This is a genomic window from Anaerozeibacter quisquiliarum, from assembly GCF_051162045.1.
Classification (GTDB): domain Bacteria; phylum Bacillota; class Clostridia; order Christensenellales; family Aristaeellaceae; genus Anaerozeibacter; species Anaerozeibacter quisquiliarum.
This window is the reverse complement of the sequence record NZ_JBISDI010000023.1, coordinates 18,459-37,579: the sequence shown is the minus strand read 5'-3', so window position 1 is coordinate 37,579 and position 19,121 is coordinate 18,459. Positions and strand designations below refer to the sequence as shown.

Here is a 19,121-nt window from a genome sequence, read left to right as displayed (position 1 = left end):
ATAAAAGCAAACAAAATACACCCGCGGGAGGGACGGCGTTATGCGCATCATAGAAGCCGGGCGGATTGAATCCACAGTCAAATCTCTGATCCTTGAGGCCAGCTATGTGATCGGAGGGGACGTTCAGTGCGCCATCGAGCGCGCGAGGGATGGCGAAAGCTCGCCCTCGGGGCGCGCGGTGCTCGATCAGTTGCTTGAGAATTACGAAATCGCGCGCACCGAGCGCGTGGCGATCTGTCAGGACACCGGCATGTGCGTGGTGTTCCTCGACATCGGCCAGGACGTGCGCATCGAGGGCGGCGACCTGACGCAGGCCGTGACGAACGGTGTGCGCGCCGCCTATAATGAAGGGTACTTGCGCAAGAGCGTGGTGCGCGACCCGCTGTACGACCGGGTCAACACCCGCGACAACACCCCGCCGGTGCTGCACGTGCGCATCGTGCCGGGCGACAGGGTGGACATCCTGGTGACGCCCAAGGGCTTTGGCTCGGAGAACATGTCGCAGCTCAAGATGCTGGTGCCCGCCGACGGCGAGGCCGGCGTTATCCGGTTCGTGACCGACGCGGTGGTCAGCGCCGGTTCGAACCCCTGCCCGCCGGTGATCGTGGGCGTGGGGTTGGGCGGCACGATGGAAATGGCCGCCATCCTCGCCAAGCGCATGACGGCGCGCGCCGTGGATGAACCCAATCCCGACCCGCGCTACGCCGCGCTCGAGGAGAAGATCCTGAACGCGATCAACCGCTCGGGCGTGGGCCCGGGCGGCATCGGCGGGCGCACCACAGCGCTTCGGGTCAATATCGCGACCTACCCGACCCACATCGCGGGGCTGCCGGTCGCGGTCAACGTATGTTGCCACGCGGCGCGCCACGCGCATGCGGTGATATAATTAGGAGGCAAGCGATATGGAAAATGTTGCTGTGAAGTTACCGCTCGATCCGGTTAAGATCCGGACGCTGAACGCGGGCGACACCGTCCTTTTGACCGGGTCGCTCTACACCGCGCGCGACGCGGCGCATAAGCGGCTGGTGGAGGCGCTCGATCGCGGCGAGACGCTGCCGTTCGACCTTACGAACCAGCTGATCTACTACGTCGGCCCCGCGCCCGCCAAGCCGGGCTACGCGGTGGGTTCGGCCGGCCCCACCACCAGCTACCGCATGGACGCCTACGCGCCGCGGCTGCTCGAGCAGGGGCTCATGGGCATGATGGGCAAGGGCAATCGCTCAAGGCCCGTGATCGAAGAGATGGTGCGCGCGGGCGCGGTCTACTTGGGCGCGGTGGGCGGCGCGGCGGCGCTGATCGCCAAGCGTATCGTAAAAAGCGAGGTCATCGCCTACGACGACCTGGGCGCGGAGGCCATCCACCGCTTTGAGGTAAAGGATTTCCCCGCGCTGGTGCTGATCGACAGCCGGGGAAATAACCTGTACGAGACCGGGCCTGCTAAATACCGAATGGATTAAGGGGATTCCTCGATGCAAATCACCATCGACCGGCACAGCGGCGAGCCGCTCTATTTGCAGTTGGCGAACGCGATCAGGCGGCAAATCGAATCGGGCGCGCTGAAGCCGGGCGACCAATTGCCCACGGTGCGTACGCTGCTCACCGAGACGGGCCTGTCCGACGGCACCATCCGCCATGCCTATGCGCTGCTGGCCCGCGAGGGCGTGCTCGACATATCGCAGGGCCGGGGCACCTTTGTGTGCGCGCCGGACACGATAGACGGCGGGCGCGAGGCGCGCGCGATGCAGTTGATCGACGACATGTTTGCCTCACTCAAGGAGCTTCAATTCACGCCGCGCGAAATCCGGCTGTTCCTGAACCTGAAGCTTCATCCGTTCGAGGACGAAACGCCGATGATGCCGGTGGCGTTGATCGACTGCAACCCCGAATCGTTGAACGAGGCGGCGCTGCAGCTGTCGGCCATCCCGGGCATCGCGCTGAGCGAGTATCTGCTGGACGACGTGCGCCGCTCGCCCGCCTCGCTGACGCGCGACATGCGGCTTTTAATTACCACACAAAACCACGCCCATGAGCTCGGACAATTGCTCGGAAGCAATGCCGCTCGGATTGCGCGGGTGGCGCTGTCGCCCAGCGCGTATACGCTGGCGGCGCTCTCGCGCGTCGAGGCCGCCCAGGGCGCGCTGATCTACTGCCGCAGCCAGCGCTTCGCCCAGATCGTCGCGGGCGGCCTGCGGCTGTTCCCGCACCTGCGAAGCCGCGAAGCGCAGGTGGTGCTGGCCGGAGAGCAGGCGCTCGGCGAATTGCTCCCCGGCAAGCAAGCCGTGATCGTCGCGCCCGACTACCTGTCCTACGCGCCGCCCGCCGACCGCGAGGCGCTGAGCGCGTTCGCCGAAGCCGGCAACCTGATCCTCCCCTACCACCACCAAATCGACCAGGGGTCGCTGCTGTACATCGAGGAGCGCTTGCGGTCGTTGGCCGCGGCGGGCGGTTGAATCACGGTTCGTTAATCATCGAGGACAACACCGCCGCCTTGGTCACGATCCCCATCAGCCGGCCCTCCTCGTCGAGCACGGCCAGCGGGTAGCGCGACTGCGCGGCGAGGGGCAAGATGTCGTGCACGGTCATTTCGTGGGCGACCGATTCAAACGTGGTTTCCATCACGTCGGCGATTTTCAGCCCCTCGCGGTGCGCGCGTATGGCCTCGGAGATGCTCAAGATGCCGCACAGCTTTAGTTTTCCGTCCACCACGTACACGGTCGAGAGCGCGTTGCGGCGCATGGATCCGACGGCCTGCGCGGGCCGGTCGGTGATGCGCGCGAGGCTGGTCGGGGTCATCATTACGCTGCGCACGGTGGTAACCTTGGTGCGGTCGGCGCTGTCGATGAAGCGGCGCACGTATTCGTTGGCCGGATTGGCGCTCATCTGCTCGGGGGTATCGACCTGAACCACCCGGCCGCCCTCCATGATGGCCACGGTGTCGCCGAGTTTGAAGGCCTCGTCGATGTCGTGGGTGATGAATACCACGGTCTTGCCCAGCTTGCGCTGGATCTTGAGCAGCTCGAACTGCATATCCTGGCGCACCAGCGGGTCGAGCGCGGAGAAAGGCTCGTCCATCAGCAGTACCTCCGGGTCGTTCGCGAGCGCGCGGGCGATGCCGACGCGCTGGCGCATGCCGCCCGAGAGGCTCCCCGTAGACTGGTGCTCCCAACCCTTTAGGCCCACCATCTCGATCATTTCGCGCGCCTTGGCCTCGCGCTCCGCCTTGCCCTGTCCGCGGACCTCCAGACCGTAGGCCACGTTGCCCAGCACGTCACGGTGGCTCATCAGCCCAAACGACTGAAACACCATCGACACCCGGGTGCGGCGCAGCTCGAGCAACTCCTGCTTGCCGAACTTCATGATGTCGCGCCCCTCGTACAGCACGCTGCCGCTTGAGGGCTTGTTGAGCCGGTTCAGGCAGCGCACCGCGGTCGACTTGCCCGAACCCGACAGCCCGATGATTACGAAGATCTCGCCTCTCTTGATCTTGAGGTTCACGTCCCACAGCGCCACGGTCGCGCCGGTCTTCTTGTAGACCTCGTCCTTGCTCGCGCCCGCGCGCATCATGCGGGCGGCGACGTCGCGGCCCGCGCCATACAGCTTGGTCAGGTTCCTGACCTCGATGATATAGTCGCCCAGTCGCTCATCCATCCGCCTCACCCCCCGATTTCGCCTCGACAGCCATACGCCGGGCACGCTTGTCCTCGTCGAACCAGCCCTGCGTCAGCCGGTCGAGCAGCACTGCCAGGATGACCACCGAGAAGCCGGAGACCAGCCCTCGGCCGATCTCGGTGCGATTGACCGCGATCAGCACCTCGTTGCCCAGGCCCCGCGCGCCGATCATCGAGCAGGTGACCACCATGGCCATCGCCATCATCAGCGTCTGGTTGACGCCCGCCATGATCGTGGGCATGGCCTGCGGGATTTGCACCTTGACCAAGGTCTGCCAGCGCGTGGAGCCGAACGCCTGCGAGGCCTCCACCACGCCCTCGTCCACCTGCCTAAGCCCCAAATTGGTCAGCCGGATCACCGGCACAATCGCGTAGATCACGGTGGCGATCACCGCCGAGGCCGAGCCCATGCCGAACAGCAGCAGCGCCGGGATCAGGTACACGAACACCGGCATGGTCTGCATCGTATCCAAGACCGGCCGCATGATGCGGGTGGCGCGCGCCGACGCCGACAGCAAAATGCCGATCGGAAAGCCGATGAGCAGCGCGATCAGCACGCTGGCGAGCACAATCGACAGCGTCATATGCATCAGCTGCCATAACCCGACCACGCCGACCAGGCACAGCATCAGCGCGTACAGCGCGCCGCTGCGCACCTTGCCGCGCGCCTTCCAACCCAGCACAAACACCAGCGCCACCAGCGCGAACCACGGTATATGCGATAGCAGCCAGTAGATGCTGTTCACCAAGCTGACCAGTCCGCCCGCGATGATGTCCTCGAACAGCCATGCGCCGCGCGCCGCGAAGGCTCGCATCGCGCGGTCGATGGCCGCCAGATTGGGCTTCATCACAATGGGGAAGTTGCCCAAATCCATGAACTTAGTTCACCTCCGTCAAATCGCCGCGCGCAGCAACTGCGCCTGCTCGGGCGTCAGCCACGCATCGACCAGCTCGGGGTGCTCGTTCAAGAACCAGCGCGCGGTGGCGACGTAATCGTCGCCGGTCCCCTGCATGTGGGCCAGCGCCTCGCTGGTCAGCGCGGACGAGGTGCGGTACTTTTCAAGGAAGGCGCAGAACTCGGGGTTCGACGCGGCAAAGCCGGGGCTTGCGCACACCGACACCTTGACCGCGGGGAACGCGGTCGCGCCGCTCATGTAGGTGTCCGCGTCGTAGGGCGCGTCCTCGAGCAGCACGAAGTCGTACATGCCCAAGAGCCAGGTGGGCTCCCAGTAGTAGGTCACGATGGGCTTGCCGCGGTCCCAGGCCGAGACGATCGCCGCGCTCATGGCTGCGTCGCTGCCCGGCAGCACGTAATTGTACATTTCGGTCAGACCGTAGAGTTCCACCTTGCGCCGCAGGATCTCTGTGACCTCCCAACCCGGAATGCCGCCGAAGATGCGGCCCATACCGGGCGATTCAGGATCGGGAAATATGTCCGCGTAGCGCTTCAAATCCTCGACGGTCTTGAGATCGGGCGCGACCGCTTCGATGCCGCGTTCGGCGTCGCCCTCGATCACATAGCGGGGCACGTACAGGCCCTGGTAGTTGTCGTCGAAGTTGATCGACAGTTCCTTGAGCTTGCCCTCGGCCAAATCTTGCGCGTAGCTCGGCAGGTTATCGGTCCACACCTCCATATGCGCGTCGATGTCGCCGGCCATCAGACCCTCGTGGGTGATCGGCGTCGAGCCCGACAACTCCTCCCAGCTGTAGCCGAACACCGCCTCGGCCACCGTACCCGCCACCGCGTTGTGGAACCGGATCGAATCCCAGCCGACGTCGGCAAACACGATCCGCGTCTTGGGCTCGGCCATCGCCGGAGCCGCGATCGACGCGGCCAGCATCAGTACCGCAAGCGTCAACATCATCAGTTTCTTCATGTCCATGTGCCTCCTTCCATCTTTTGCGCCGTGCGCACCGTGGTATGCGCACGGTGTTCAGGCAGCGGAGCTTCGCGGCGGCTCACTCCAGCGCCCGCGCAGCGAAGCTCAAAAGTGTCGTTGAAAACCGACAACTTATACACTAAATCAAAGTTGTCACTTTGTCAAGCACTGTTACGGAATGTTAACGAAAATGAAAAACAAGCCTCGATCTCGCGATCTCGGCTCGTTTTCTGTCCATTGGCTAAAAGATCAGTTCGTCCTTGACGGCCTCGGCCCCGCTGCGCAGCATCGCCCATTCCGCCTCGGTCATGGGGTCGCGGTAGCATTGATCGACGTGGTCCAGCATGAACAAAAAGTGTTCGAGGTTGCCGGGCGGCACCAGCGTGTGCGCGCCCTTGAGTACCGCGTACTTCATCGCGGCCACGCTCAGCGCCTCGTCGCCCCACAGCGGCTGACACCAGGACTTGGGGTAGGGCCGCGGTTCGCCTTCGCGCCACTGCCGCCGTACCAGCGACTTCATGCCCAAAAGCCCCAAGTTCTTGTCCCGCGCGGCCCGGCTGATCCGGTCGCCCCAGCCCGTCACGATGCCCAGCGCCCAGTTGAGCGGGAACAGCACCGTGTCAAAGTCGTACATCGTCAGCGCGCGCAGCGCCACGTCCTCATTGTGGGCCGAAAAGCCCACGCAGCGGATGATGCCGTCGCGCTTGGCCTTGAGGACGACCTCCATCGCGCCGCCGGGGCCGAACGCGCGGTCGAGGTCCGCGTCGGTGGCCAGCGCGTGCAGTTGATACACGTCGAAGTGGTCGGTCTTGAGCCTCTTAAGCGACGTCTCCAGCTTCTCCCGCGCGCCGGCCGCCGTGCGCTCCTCGGTCTTGCAGGCCAACAACACGTCCTTGCGGTAGGGCGCGAGCGCCGGGCCCAGCCGCTCCTCGGCATCGCCGTAGGTGGGCGCGACGTCGAAGTAGTTGACGCCCGCGTCGATCGCCCGCGCCACGTGGCTGTCGGCGTCCGACTGCGCCTCGTCCATGTTGATGATGCCGCCGAACACGACGGCTGAAACGCTCAGCCCCGTCTTCCCCAACACATGATACAGCATACGGTCGCCCCCTTGCTTCATCTACACTTGGCTCACAAATTTCGAAACGACGGGTACCAGCAGCACGCCGCAAACCACCACCAGCACATCATGGGCGACGATGACCTCCTCGGGCGGCGGCGACAGCTTAACCTCGCCGCCCCGGCGTATGGCCAATATGGTCGCGCCGGTCTGCGTTCGGAAGCCGATCTCGGCAATGCTCATGCCCTCGATGCGCGCGCCCGGCGGCACCGCAAACTCGTAGGTGCGCATCACGTCGCCGTAGCGAAAGCGCTCGGCCATGTCGGTCAGCTGTTGGATGGTCGCCTGCATCTGCTCGTCGATCACGCGCCGCTGCCCGATCAGTTCGGCCAGCCGCTCCTTGAGCAGGCGCATGCCGTGGGCCTCGTCGTGCTGGCCCAGGTACTGAGCGGCGCGCTCGCGCGACTTGACCCGCGCGCCGCTGCCCGGCTTCATTTCGATCACATCCACTTCATTGAGCAGCCCCAACGCCCGCCGGATGGTCTCCGGGGAGACTTTGTACCTCGAGCTCATCAGCGAGCGCCCCGAAAAGCGCTGCCCTTCCCCAATCTCGCCGGACGCAATCCGCCCCGCGATGTCCCGCGCCACCTGTAAATACGCCGGCGCGCCCTTGTCCTTTTTCATGTCGTCCTCATCGCCCGCCGCAAGCGGGCATCGTACTTGCCGCCTTCATCATACCTTAAACCTACACCGATTTCAATGGGGGCGCGTAAATAATGGAATGGCTGTTTACGACCGCGCGATTTGGTTGATTTTAATCTTGAGCCGTGCCTTTGCCGCGCGCCGCATTCAACTTTTTACTTGTGTTTTTCCTGACCGCGGCTTATAATATAGTCAAAGATGGTCAAATACGGAGGTCGGGAACATGGCACAGCTGAGCGATATGATCGAGCGATTCATCAAGGAACTGATGTGCGACGATCGTCAGATAGAACTTCGGCGCAACGAGTTGGCGCAGCACTTTGGGTGCGCGCCGTCTCAGATCAACTACGTGCTGGCGACTAGGTTCTCAGTCGATCACGGTTACCTGATCGAGAGCCGGCGCGGCGGCGGCGGGTTCGTGCGGATCGTGCGCCTGCAGATGAGCGGCGCGGACAATCTGCTGAGCGCCCTGCTGGGCCGCGTGGGCACGGCGATCGCCGAGGACACCGCGCGGGCGATCATCGCCCAGATTGAGGACGGCGAGCTGGTTACCCCGGGCGAGGCTTCGCTGATGCGCGCGGCCGTTTCGAAGAGCGCGCTGGCTCTGCCGATCAGCGCCAAGGATGTGCTGCGGGCGGCCGTGCTCAGCAGCATGCTCAAACAGGTTTTTCGCAACCTGGAAGGAGAGGACAGCGATGATTTGCGATGAATGCGGCGTCCGCGACGCCACGATCAAGCTGATGACGATATCGGGTGGGGAAAAGCGTGAGCGGCACTTGTGCACCGAATGCATGGCCAAGGCCAAGAAGCAGTTCGGTACGCTCGATCTGTCCTCGCTCGCGGGACTGATCGGGGGCCTGTTGCAGGCGGTCAAGCAGCAGGACGACGACGAGCATCCGGAGGCCCTCGATCTCATATGCGCGGACTGCGGCCAGACCTACGAGGAATTCCGCGAGACCGGCTTCCTGGGCTGCCCCGGCTGCTACGGGGCTTTCCGCGCGCCGCTGGAAACGATGCTCAAGCGCATCCACGGCCACACGCGGCACAGCGGGCGGTTGCCGGGCGGCTCATCGAGCGATCTGTCGATCCGGCTGGAAATTGAGCGGCTCAAGCAGCGCCTGGGCCGCGCGATCGCCGATGAGGCCTACGAGGAAGCGGCGCGGCTGCGCGACCAGATTCGCGCGCTTAAAGGCAAGCTCGAGGCCGTGCCCGCGGCCGGGGAGGTAGAAACATGACCGATTACCTCGCGCCCGAACAGGACGTGGTACTGTCCAGCCGCGTGCGCCTGGCGCGCAACTACGCGGACATCCCGTTCTTCCCCAAGATGGACGGCGAGCGCGCCGGCCTCACGATCGAGCGAGCGCGCGCCGCGATGGAGCGAAAGCCGGGCGACTACGAATTCCTGCGCATGGCCGAGCTCAGCGAAGACGCGCGCAACCGTTTGGTGGAGCGCCATCTCGTCAGCTACGACCTGCTCAAGTTCAAGCAGTGGTCGGCCGCGCTGATTTCGAGCGGCGAAACTACGTCCATCATGGTCAACGAGGAGGATCACCTGCGCATCCAGGGGTTGCTGCCGGGCCTGCAACTCGAGCGAGCGGCCGAGCTGGCCTTCAAGGCCGACGACCGGTTGAGCGAGCAGGGGCGGTTTGCCTACGACGCACAGTGGGGCTACCTGACGAGCTGCCCGACCAACGTCGGCACCGGCATGCGCGCCTCCACGATGCTGCACCTGCCCGCGCTCAGCGCGACCGGGCAGATCGGCTCGATCGTCCAGGCGGTCGCCAAGCTGTCGATGACGGTGCGCGGCATCTACGGCGAGGGCAGCGATGCGGTGGGCTGCCTGTACCAGGTGTCGAACCAGTCCACGCTCGGCCGTACCGAGGACGACATCATCCGCGCGCTGATCGCCACGACGCTGCAACTGGCCGGGCACGAGCGCCAGGTGCGCGAGGCGATGAACCAGCAGGACGCGGTGGCGGTGGCGGATAAGCTGATGCGCTCGGTGGGCATCTTGAAGACGGCGCGCATGATGAGCGCGGCCGAGCTCATGCCCCGCATGAGCGATCTGCGCGTTGCGGCCTCGATCGGCCTCGTAAACTTTCCGGTCAACGCGGTCGACGCCTTGGTCTGGGATTTGCAAAACGGCTCGCTGGCCGTGCGCGCGGGCGAAGCGCTATCCGAGCGCGCCCGCGACGCACTGCGCGCCGACATCCTGCGCGACGCATTGAAAGTCATTTGACGGGTGACCCATTCCCCTCCCCGGGAGGGGAATGGGTTCCATGGCGCCGCGCCCCGAACCAACGACCTTAAGGAGGATTAAGATATGGCATTCTTTTCAAGATTCACCGAGCGCGCGCAGCGCGCGCTGGTCGCTTCCCAGCAGGAAGCGGCCGGGCTCGGGCGCAACTACGTGGGCACCGAGCATTTGCTGCTGGGCGTGCTCAGCGATCCGGGCTCGGCGGGCGCGGTGCTGTCCGGCCTCACGCTCGACGCCGTGCGCGCCGAGGTGCTCGAGCTGCTCGGGCGCGGCGACAACACCCAGCCGATCAAGGCGATGAGCTACACCCCGCGCACCAAGAAGGTGCTCGAGCAAAGCGGGCGCGAGGCCCGCGATTTGAAACAAAACTACGTGGGTACCGAGCACTTGCTGCTGGCGCTGATGCGCGAGCGCGAGGGCGTGGCGGCGCACATCTTAATCAAGATGGGCATCGACCTCGACAAGGCGCGCGAGGAACTGCTAAAGCTCATCGGCAACGAAGAGGGCCCCAAGTCCGAGGGCGCGGACGAAGACACGCCGGTGCTGAACCAGTTCGCGCGCGACCTGACCCGCGCGGCGCGCGCGGGCGAGCTCGACCCGGTGATCGGGCGCGCCACCGAAATCGAGCGGATCGTTCAAATCCTGTCGCGGCGCACCAAGAACAACCCGGTCTTGATCGGCGAGCCGGGCGTGGGCAAGTCGGCGATCGTCGAGGGGCTGGCCCAGCTGATCGCCGAGGGCAATATTCCCGAAATCCTGCGCGGCAAGCGCGTACTGTCGCTCGACCTCGCCGGTATGATCGCGGGCGCGAAGTACCGCGGCGAGTTCGAGGAGCGGATGAAGAACGCCATGGCCGAGATTCGCAAGGCCGGCAACGTCATCCTGTTCATCGACGAGCTGCACACGCTGGTGGGCGCGGGCGCGGCCGAGGGCGCGATCGACGCGGCCAACATCCTGAAGCCCCTCTTAGCCCGCGGCGAGATGCAGCTGGTCGGCGCGACCACGCTCAGCGAGTACCGCAAGCACATCGAGAAGGACGCGGCGCTCGAGCGCCGGTTCCAGACGGTCGTGGTGGGCGAACCCACCAAGGACGAGGCGATCGCGATCATGACGGGGCTGCGCGATCGCTACGAAGCGCACCACCGCGTGCACATCACCGACGAGGCGCTGAAGGCGGCGGTCAACCTGTCCGACCGCTACATCCCCGATCGGTTCCTGCCCGACAAGGCGATCGATCTGGTCGACGAGGCGGCAAGCCGCGTGCGGATCCAGGCGTTCACCGCCCCGCCCGATATGAAGGAGCAGGAATCAAAACTCGAGGCGCTCAACAAGGAGACCGAGGAGGCGGTGGCGCACGAGGACTTTGAAAAGGCGGCCTCGCTGCGCGACGAAAAAAAGAAGCTGCAAAACGAGATGAACGAGCGCCGCAAGCAGTGGGAGAAGAAGCGCGAAGAAAAGGTACTGACCGTGGGCGAGGAGGAAGTCGCGCAGATCGTGTCGGCCTGGACCGGCATCCCGGTCACGCGCATGACCGAGGGCGAGGCCGAGCGCCTGCTGAAGCTCGAGAACATCCTGCACGACCGCGTGATCGGCCAGGACGAGGCGGTCGCCGCGGTGGCCCGCGCCGTGCGCCGCGCGCGCGCCGGGCTCAAGGATCCCGGCCGCCCGATCGGCTCGTTCATCTTTCTGGGCCCGACGGGCGTCGGCAAGACCGAGCTGTGCAAGGCGCTGGGCGAGGCGCTGTTCGGCGACGAGAACAGCATGGTCCGCATCGACATGTCGGAGTACATGGAGAAGCACTCGGTGTCGCGCATGATCGGCTCGCCCCCGGGCTACGTGGGCCATGAGGAGGGCGGCCAGCTGACCGAAAAGGTGCGCCGCAAGCCCTACTCCGTGGTGCTGTTCGACGAGGTGGAAAAGGCGCATCCCGACGTGTTCAACGCGCTTTTGCAAATCCTCGAGGACGGACGGCTGACCGACGGCCAGGGCCGGGTGGTGGACTTCAAAAACACCGTGATCGTGATGACCAGCAACGCCGGCGCGCACGCGCTCAAGAAGCAGCGCACGCTCGGTTTCGGCAGTTCGATCGGCGAGGTCAAGGGCTATGAGGTCATGAAGGAAGGCATCATGGACGAGGTCAAGAAGATCTTCAGGCCCGAGTTCCTGAACCGCGTGGACGAGATCATCGTATTCCGCGAGCTCAAGGAGGAGGAAATTGCTCAGATCGCGCGGCTGATGCTGGGCCAGGTGGCGCGCCGCCTCAAGGAGCGCGGCATTGAGCTGGTGGCCTCAGAGGAGGCGGTGGGCCTGCTCTCGACGAGCGGCTTCGACGCGCAGTACGGCGCGCGCCCGCTCCGCCGCGCGATCCAGCGCATGGTGGAGGACGCGCTCAGCGAGGAGATCCTCTCCGGCCGCATCGCGCTGGGCAGTCGCGTAGCCGTCGGCGTCGACGGCGACAAGCTGACGTTCAGGCAGTTGGAACATGTGCCCGCGTAGGGTGCAATACAAGGATCACCCGGTTCCCGCAAGCGGCGGAAACCGGGTGATCCTTTTCTTTGGGGCTTGACAAATTTAGGAAAATATGATAAGTTATACAAGTAATACTTTTATAACCCGGAGGCGCGATGTTATGAAGTCAAAAGCCAAAAACGGACGCTTTATGAGTTCCATAAAGGTCGGCCCCAAGGGGCAGATCGTCATACCGAAAGAAGTCAGGGCCATGTTTGACATATCCCCGGGCGATACCTTGTTGCTTTTGGCGGATCGTGAGAGGGGCATTGCCCTGGAAAGATACGGCGTCTTCGCCAAAATTTCCGACGCCATTTTTGCTGGAAAAGCGAAGGAAATCTATCCGGATCAAAGTGAAGAAGATTTGCTCCTGTTCGCAAATGCGGTTAAGGAAGCGGGTGACGGCAAATGAAGAAAATTGCGTTTTTTGGCATTCCGGCGCATGGCCACACCAATCCCACGCTGGAGGTCGTCAGGTGCCTGGTAGAAAAAGGCCATGAGGTTCGGTATTACTCCTATGACCTCATGAGGGAGAAGATTGAATCCACAGGCGCAAGGTACATCTCTTGCGATCGGTATGATATTCAAATGAACCTGAAGCCCGAGGACTCGGGCCGCATCGGAAAAGACATCGCCTTTTCCATGGAAGTGCTCGTGCATACCACATTGGCCTTGGACGAGGCGCTCCTCGAGGACATGCGGAGCTGGAAGCCGGATTGCATCGTGGCCGATTCGATGGCCATCTGGGGAAAGCTGATTGCCTTAAAGCTCGATATCCCCTTTGTTTCTTCCACGACGACGTTTGCGTTCAATCGCCATTCCGCAAAAATCATGAAGCAGGGGATCGGAGAGCTGTTCAAATGGCTGCTCTCCCTGCCGAAGGCGAACAGAAGCCTCAAGCGGCTGCGGGATAAGGGCTATCCGGTCAGGGGTGTGCTATCCATCCTGCAAAACGATAACGACACCCACACAATCGTCTACACCTCGCCGGCGTTTCAGCCCTGCGCCGAGACATTCTCGGATAAGTACATCTTTGTCGGCCCTTCCGTACCCCAGCGTGACGATAAAATCATAAAGCCGAAAAGAAAGAGCGTCTACATCTCGCTTGGCACGGTAAACAATCTGAATATCTCCTTTTTCCGCAATTGCATGACGGCCCTGAACGACAGTGGTATGGATGTCATCATGTCGGTCGGCAGCGTGATTGATATGGCCGATCTGGGTGACATCCCGGAAAATTTCCATGTGGAAAAAAGCGTAAATCAAATCGAGGTCTTGCAGCGGGTCGATATGTTCATTACACATTGCGGCATGAACAGCGTAAACGAGGCGTTGTATTATGAAGTGCCTTTAATCATGTTTCCGCAGACAGGCGAACAGGGCGGGGTTGCCTACCGCGTCAACGAATTGGGCGCGGGCGTATATCCAAAAGACAATCGTGTGGATGCGATAAAGGAGGCCGTAAAAGAGATTTCCGATCATCCAATCTACAGGGATAACGCCCGGAAAATCTCCGAGGGCTTCCGAAAATGCGGCGGGCCCAGGCTGGCGGCCGACAAGATACTGGAGGTCGCGCGGAAATGAAGCCGCCATTTCACCCCTTGCCATCCGCCCGGCTTTGTAACTTGGTTACAGAACCGCGCCGCCTCGTTTGCTATACTGTCGCCAACGAACGAGGGAGGTAATGTACATGGCAACGGTTACGCTGACGAAGGACAATTTTCAAAGCGAGGTGCTGGCTTCGAGCCGGCCGGTGCTGATCGATTTCTGGGCGCCCTGGTGCGCGCCCTGCCGCATGCTGTCCCCGATGCTGGATTCGCTCGCCGAGGAACTCGACGGCGAGGTCGTGGTCGGCAAGGTCAATGTCGACGAGCAGCAGGAACTCGCCGCCGCGTTCCGGGTGGCCAGCATCCCGACGCTGGCCGTCGTCAAGGAGGGTGTGGTGACGGCCGCAGCCGCGGGCGTGCGCCCCAAGGAAGAAATTTTGAAGATGCTGGAGGGATGAACATGTGGTTTGGCAGAAAGCCGGCGTTCCGGTCGATGTCGATGCGGGAAGCCCAGCGAGCGCTCGCGCAGGATCAGTCCATCCGCCTCTTGGACGTGCGCACCGACGACGAATACCACGCGGGCCACATCCCCGGCTGCCAGCATCTGCCGCTCGACCGGATTGCCGGCATCGGAGCGGTGGTCCCCGACAAGGACGAACAGCTATTCATCTACTGCCTGAGCGGCGCGCGCAGCCGGATGGCCTGCGCGCAGCTCGCGCGGATGGGCTATACGGGCGTGACTGACATCGGCGGCATCACGCAGTGGCCGGGCGAACTCGAAAGGACGGTGGGCGCATGAAGACGATCATCGTCGGCGGCGTGGCCGGGGGCGCGTCGGCCGCGGCGCGGCTCAGGCGGCTCGACGAAGACATGGACATCGTGCTGCTCGAGCGCGGGGAGCATATCTCCTACGCCAACTGCGGCCTGCCCTACTACATCGGCGGTGAGATCACCGACCGGGACGAACTGACGCTTATGACGCCGGAGAGCTTCCGCCGGCGCTTCCGCGTGGATGTGCGGGTACAAAACGAAGCGGTCGCGATCGACCCGAAACGCCGGGTGGTGACCATCAAGGACGGCGCGACCGGCAATACCTACGAGGAAACCTATGACAAGCTGATCCTGTCGCCCGGCGCGGAGCCCGTGCGCCCGCCGCTTCCCGGCATCGACGACCGCCGGGTGTTCACGCTGCGCACCATCCCCGATACCTTCGCGATCCACGATTATATTGCGGCCGCGAAGCCCCGCAGGGCCGTCGTGGTGGGCGGCGGCTTCATCGGCCTGGAGATGGCCGAGAACCTGAAGCGCGCGGGCCTGGATATCACCGTGGTCGAGTTTGCCGACCATGTGATCGGCCCGCTTGACTTGGACGTGGCGGCGGATGTGCACCAATACCTGCGCGAGCAAGGCGTGCACCTCAAGCTCAAGCACGCCGTGAAAGCCTTCCACCCGGCCGCCGAATCGCTCGGCGTGGAACTGGACGACGCTCAGGTGCTGGCGGCCGACCTCGTGCTGATGTCGGTGGGCGTACGCCCGGACAGCGCGCTGGCGCTTAAGGCCGGCATCGAACTGAACCTGCGCGGCGCGATTGTGGTGGACGAGCACATGCGCACCTCGATCCCGGACATCTACGCCGTGGGCGACGCCATTGAAATCAAAAACCTGGTCTCGGGCGCGCCTGGTTACATCCCGCTGGCCGGCCCCGCCAACAAGCAGGGGCGCATCGCCGCCGACCACATTGCCGGCATCGAGAGCGCCTACAGGGGCACGCAGGGATCGAGTGTGATGAAGCTGTTCGACATGACGATCGCCGCGACCGGCTTGAACGAGGCGGCGGCCGCGGCAGCAAACCTCGACTACGACGTGGTGCACACTTATCCGGCCTCCCACGCCGGCTACTACCCGGGCGCGACCGGCATGCACATCAAGGCGCTGTTCGACAAGGCGACCGGGCGCATCCTGGGCGCGCAGCTGGCGGGCTTCGAGGGCGTGGACAAGCGCGCGGACGTGCTGGCCACCGCCATCCGCGCGGGGATGCGGGCCTACGACCTGGCCGAGCTCGAGCTGTGCTACGCGCCTCCGTTCTCCTCGGCCAAGGACCCGGTCAATATGGTGGGCTTCGTGATCGAGAACCTGTTGACCGACAAGCTGCGCCAGTTCCATTGGCACGACGTGGCCGGCGTGCTCGAGGACCCGAACGCCGTGCTGCTCGACGTGCGCACCGACTACGAGTACGACGCGGGCCACATCGGCGGCGCGCTGCACATCCCGCTCGACGATTTGCGCGAGCGGCTGGGTGAACTCGACCGCGGCAAGACCGTCTACGTCTACTGCCAGAGCGGGCTGCGCAGCTACGCGGCCTGCCGCATCCTTACCCAGCGCGACTTTCGCTGCCTCAACCTGTCGGGCGGCTACGCGCTGTACGAGGTGATGAAATTAAACGGATCGCTTGAGCGCGAAGCCCCGCTGCCCTGCGGCGCAAAGAAGCAATCGTAAAGGATGAAGGTTGAAATCCTCGGCAACAGGCCTTATACTACGGTATGGGGCCTGATTTTTTGCGCATGGGGGCGGGAAGATGGACAGGATACCGGCGACGCTTGCCGAGGTGTTCCCGTGCTGGGATCAGTTGGACGACGAGGCGCGGGGCGAGCTCGGCGCCCGGGTGTATTCGCGCTCATTTTGCAGGGGGCAGGTGCTGCACCAGGGCGCGGGCGACTGCGCCGGGCTGTTCCTGGTCAAGCGCGGACAGCTGCGCGTCTACATCCTGTCGGAGGGGGGCAAGGAGGTCACGCTGTACCGGCTGTTCGCCTGGGACATCTGCCTGTTCTCCGCCTCCTGCATCATGAAGAACATCAGCTTCGAGCTGCACGTCGAGGCCGAGAAGGACGCCGAAGTGTTCATCGTGCCCGCCGAGCTGTTCGAGCGGCTGGCGAAGCGCTCGCTGCCGCTGGCCGACTACCAGGCCCAACTGATGGCCGCCCGCTTTTCCGACGTGATGTGGGTGATGGAGCAGATCCTGTTCGTGAGCCTCGACAGCCGGCTGGCCGGGTTCCTGCTCGAGCAGTCGGCCATCGAGCGCAGCGACGAAATCAATATCACGCACGAGGAAATCGCGCGCCACCTGGGCAGCGCGCGGGAAGTGGTCACCAAGATGCTCCATTACCTGGCGGGCGAAGGCATGGTGCGCCTTCAGCGGGGACGGGTGACGCTGGTTGACCGGGCGAAACTCGAGGCGCTCGCGCCGCGATAACAGCGGCCTGTCCCCATTCCCCTCCTTAGGAGGGGTGTCCCGCAGGGGGGGGTGGCGGCCTGTGTACAGAACCCGATGAAGCCCGGTCGGGCGGACTTGTCCCTGCCTCCCTCTGGCGAGGGAGCCGGAAAGCACCGCGCCCGCGTCTTCTACTTTTCCTCTACCCCGCCGCTCACTTTTTTCAGCACCATCGCCGTGCGGCAGGGCGTGTACACGTAAAAACCTATACCCTCGCCCGGATGGGGCTCGGCCCGGTAGATCGTCCGCCGGTCGATGCGGCCCTGGCCGCCGAACTCGGGCGCGTCGCTGTCGAACACCACTTCGTATTCGCCCTCGCCCGGCGTGTGCGCGGGCAGGAAAAACTTCTCGCGCGACTGGGTCGGGTGGAAGTTGAACAGGTACAATAGCCCGCCCTTCGAAAAGGCCAGCAGCTTGCCCGGCTGGTCGATCCACAGGTTCGTCAGGTCGCGCTTGACCATCACGCGGTACTTGCGCGCGAATCTGAGCATCGCCGCGTCGAACAGCAGCAACCATTGGTATTTCAAAGAGCCGTCGTCGGCGAGCGACCACTGCCGCCGGGCGTATTTGAACGACCAGCCGTTGCCCTCGCGCGGGAAGTCGATCCACTCGGGGTGGCCGAACTCGTTGCCCATGAAGTTCAGATAGGCCTCCGAAGCCAGCGTCAGCGTGACAAACCGGATCAGCTTGTGCAGCGCCACCGCGCGGTCGATAATCAGCGAGGGCCTTTGTTTGTCCATGGCCTCGTACATTTCCTTGTCGGCCAGCTGGAAGATCAGCGTCTTGTCGCCCACCAGCGCCTGGTCGTGCGACTCCGCGTAGCCCACGCTCATCTCCTGAGGGCGGCGGGTGGTCAGTTCGAACCACATCTTGTGCATGTCCCACTGCTCGTCGCTGAGCTTAAGCGTCTTGACCCAGTAATCGGGCACGCCCATCGCCAGCCGGTAGTCGAACCCGATCCCCCCGGCCCGAAGCGGCAGGCACATGCCCGGCATGCCGCTCATGTCCTCGGCGACGGTCACCGCGAAGGCGTTGTTCTCGTGGATCAGCTCGTTGGCCAGCTGCAAATAGGTGACCGCCTCCACGTCGGTGTTCATGGAGAAGTACTTGTCGTACTGGCCGAACGCCTCGCCCAGCCCGTGGTCGTGGTACAGCATCGAGGTCACACCATCGAAGCGGAAGCCGTCGAAGTGGTACTCGTCCTGCCAGAACTTGACGTTGGACAACAGGAAGTGGATCACCTCGTGCTTGCCGTAGTTGAACAGCTTCGAACCCCATGCCGGGTGCACGCCGCGTTCGCCCGTGCGGAAGAACTGGTCGTCGGTTCCGTCGAAGCGGTTGAGTCCCTCGGCCACGTTCATCGCCGCGTGCGAGTGCACGAGGTCGAGCAGCACCAGCATGTCCATCCCGTGCGCTGTGTTGATGAGCTCCTTGAGGTCCTCTGGCTCGCCGTACCAGCTGGACGCCGCGAAGAAGTTGGTCACCTGGTAGCCGAACGAGGCATAGTAGGGATGCTCCTGGATCGCCATCAGCTGCACGGTGTTGTAGCCGGCGGCCTTGATGCGGGGCAGCACATGCTCGGTGAATTCTTTGTAGGTGCCCACCCGCTCGGCCTCCTGCGCCATGCCGACGTGGGCCTCGTAGATGTACAGCGGGCTGATCTTGCGCTTGGCGTAGCCGCCGTCGGTCCACTTGAACGGCTTCTTCGGGGCCCATATTTGACCCGAGAAGCTGTGGTCGCGTTTGTCCTGCACGACGCGCCGGATGTAGGTCGGGATGTGGTCGACACCCCGGCCGCCCTTCACGACGTGCACCTTGACGCGCTGGCCGTGCTCCAGCGCGTCCTTGCCCTTGAGCTCGATCTCCCACACGCCGCCCGGAAGCTTTGCCATCGGATGGCTTGCGCGGTTCCAGCCGTTGAACTCGCCGATCAGGAACAAAGCGTCCGCGCCGGGCGCCCACTCGCGGTATACCCAGCCGTCTTCGGTACGGTGAAAGCCGTAATACAGATGGCCGTTGGCCATCGAAACCAGATCCATTCGCCCGCCGAGCAGCGTCTTGCGAATTTTCGTATAGTGCTGCATCCTGAGGTCGATGTCCTGCCTGTACGGCTTAAGAAACGGGTCGATCGCCATGATCTTGTAGGGCTTTTGCCTGGCATCCTTCCTCATCGCCGCCACTCCTCCCCCATATATGGCTTTATTATAAGGGTAAACGTGGATTTACGCAATTCC

Annotated in this window: 19 protein-coding genes; 13 read left to right on the top strand and 6 right to left on the bottom strand. The window is 63.7% G+C overall.

Going from position 1 to position 19,121, the window contains the following annotated elements:
- The first annotated feature begins 40 nt into the window (after window positions 1-40).
- From ACH6CV_RS11215 to ACH6CV_RS11205, 3 genes are read left to right on the top strand one after another with little or no spacing between them, the layout of a single operon-like run.
- On the top strand, window positions 41-886 hold the full coding sequence (locus ACH6CV_RS11215) for a fumarate hydratase (protein WP_456358285.1): 846 nt from the start codon (window positions 41-43) through the stop codon (window positions 884-886).
- Between the two features lie 16 nt (window positions 887-902).
- Window positions 903-1,457: a Fe-S-containing hydro-lyase gene (locus ACH6CV_RS11210; protein ID WP_456358284.1), complete on the top strand. Its 555-nt coding sequence runs from the start codon at window positions 903-905 to the stop codon at window positions 1,455-1,457.
- Window positions 1,458-1,469: 12 nt separating this feature from the next.
- Window positions 1,470-2,450 (top strand): GntR family transcriptional regulator, encoded by a 981-nt coding sequence (locus tag ACH6CV_RS11205; protein WP_456358283.1) that lies wholly within the window; start codon window positions 1,470-1,472, stop codon window positions 2,448-2,450.
- A 1-nt stretch (window position 2,451) separates the two neighbouring features.
- Here the strand turns inward: ACH6CV_RS11205 and ACH6CV_RS11200 are convergent, their stop codons facing one another.
- From ACH6CV_RS11200 to ACH6CV_RS11180, 5 genes are all read right to left on the bottom strand, one after another.
- The gene (locus ACH6CV_RS11200; RefSeq protein WP_456358282.1) at window positions 2,452-3,648 is read right to left on the bottom strand and encodes a quaternary amine ABC transporter ATP-binding protein; all 1,197 of its coding nucleotides are present in this window, start codon (window positions 3,646-3,648) and stop codon (window positions 2,452-2,454) included.
- A complete protein-coding gene (locus tag ACH6CV_RS11195; RefSeq protein WP_456358281.1) occupies window positions 3,641-4,543 on the bottom strand; it encodes an ABC transporter permease in 903 nt (300 codons plus the stop codon). Before ACH6CV_RS11195 ends, ACH6CV_RS11200 begins: the two co-directional genes overlap by 8 nt.
- Before the next feature lie 18 nt (window positions 4,544-4,561).
- The gene (locus tag ACH6CV_RS11190) at window positions 4,562-5,545 is read right to left on the bottom strand and encodes an ABC transporter substrate-binding protein (RefSeq protein WP_456358280.1); all 984 of its coding nucleotides are present in this window, start codon (window positions 5,543-5,545) and stop codon (window positions 4,562-4,564) included.
- Window positions 5,546-5,789: 244 nt separating this feature from the next.
- A complete protein-coding gene (locus ACH6CV_RS11185; RefSeq protein ID WP_456358279.1) occupies window positions 5,790-6,644 on the bottom strand; it encodes an aldo/keto reductase in 855 nt (284 codons plus the stop codon).
- Window positions 6,645-6,665: 21 nt separating this feature from the next.
- Entirely contained in the window at window positions 6,666-7,289 is a 624-nt protein-coding gene (locus tag ACH6CV_RS11180) for a TrkA C-terminal domain-containing protein (protein WP_456358278.1), read from the bottom strand.
- A gap of 241 nt (window positions 7,290-7,530) precedes the next feature.
- Here ACH6CV_RS11180 and ACH6CV_RS11175 point away from each other — a divergent pair, with 241 nt between their 5' ends.
- The 10 genes from ACH6CV_RS11175 to ACH6CV_RS11130 all read left to right on the top strand — a co-directional run bounded on the left by ACH6CV_RS11175 (window position 7,531) and on the right by ACH6CV_RS11130 (window position 16,869).
- Window positions 7,531-8,016, top strand: a complete 486-nt coding sequence (locus ACH6CV_RS11175) for a CtsR family transcriptional regulator (RefSeq protein WP_456358277.1) — start codon at window positions 7,531-7,533, stop codon at window positions 8,014-8,016.
- A complete protein-coding gene (locus ACH6CV_RS11170) occupies window positions 8,003-8,542 on the top strand; it encodes a UvrB/UvrC motif-containing protein (RefSeq protein WP_456358276.1) in 540 nt (179 codons plus the stop codon). Before ACH6CV_RS11175 ends, ACH6CV_RS11170 begins: the two co-directional genes overlap by 14 nt.
- On the top strand, window positions 8,539-9,546 hold the full coding sequence (locus ACH6CV_RS11165; protein WP_456358275.1) for an ATP--guanido phosphotransferase: 1,008 nt from the start codon (window positions 8,539-8,541) through the stop codon (window positions 9,544-9,546). Before ACH6CV_RS11170 ends, ACH6CV_RS11165 begins: the two co-directional genes overlap by 4 nt.
- An 84-nt stretch (window positions 9,547-9,630) precedes the next feature.
- Window positions 9,631-12,060 carry an ATP-dependent Clp protease ATP-binding subunit gene (locus ACH6CV_RS11160; protein WP_456358274.1) on the top strand — a complete coding sequence of 810 codons (2,430 nt, stop codon included), beginning with the start codon at window positions 9,631-9,633 and terminating at the stop codon, window positions 12,058-12,060.
- Window positions 12,061-12,193: 133 nt separating this feature from the next.
- A complete protein-coding gene (locus ACH6CV_RS11155) occupies window positions 12,194-12,484 on the top strand; it encodes an AbrB/MazE/SpoVT family DNA-binding domain-containing protein (protein WP_456358273.1) in 291 nt (96 codons plus the stop codon).
- Window positions 12,481-13,656: a macrolide family glycosyltransferase gene (locus tag ACH6CV_RS11150; protein ID WP_456358272.1), complete on the top strand. Its 1,176-nt coding sequence runs from the start codon at window positions 12,481-12,483 to the stop codon at window positions 13,654-13,656. Before ACH6CV_RS11155 ends, ACH6CV_RS11150 begins: the two co-directional genes overlap by 4 nt.
- Before the next feature lie 106 nt (window positions 13,657-13,762).
- On the top strand, window positions 13,763-14,077 hold the full coding sequence (trxA, locus tag ACH6CV_RS11145; protein ID WP_456358271.1) for a thioredoxin: 315 nt from the start codon (window positions 13,763-13,765) through the stop codon (window positions 14,075-14,077).
- A gap of 2 nt (window positions 14,078-14,079) precedes the next feature.
- The gene (locus tag ACH6CV_RS11140) at window positions 14,080-14,418 is read left to right on the top strand and encodes a rhodanese-like domain-containing protein (RefSeq protein WP_456358270.1); all 339 of its coding nucleotides are present in this window, start codon (window positions 14,080-14,082) and stop codon (window positions 14,416-14,418) included.
- A complete protein-coding gene (locus ACH6CV_RS11135) occupies window positions 14,415-16,115 on the top strand; it encodes an FAD-dependent oxidoreductase (protein ID WP_456358269.1) in 1,701 nt (566 codons plus the stop codon). The genes ACH6CV_RS11140 and ACH6CV_RS11135 overlap by 4 nt, the downstream gene beginning before the upstream one ends.
- Before the next feature lie 79 nt (window positions 16,116-16,194).
- A complete protein-coding gene (locus ACH6CV_RS11130) occupies window positions 16,195-16,869 on the top strand; it encodes a Crp/Fnr family transcriptional regulator (RefSeq protein ID WP_456358268.1) in 675 nt (224 codons plus the stop codon).
- A gap of 149 nt (window positions 16,870-17,018) precedes the next feature.
- On the opposite strand, the gene ACH6CV_RS11125 is transcribed toward ACH6CV_RS11130, so the two are convergent.
- On the bottom strand, window positions 17,019-19,058 hold the full coding sequence (locus ACH6CV_RS11125; protein ID WP_456358267.1) for an alpha-amylase family glycosyl hydrolase: 2,040 nt from the start codon (window positions 19,056-19,058) through the stop codon (window positions 17,019-17,021).
- Between the last annotated feature and the right edge of the window lie 63 nt (window positions 19,059-19,121).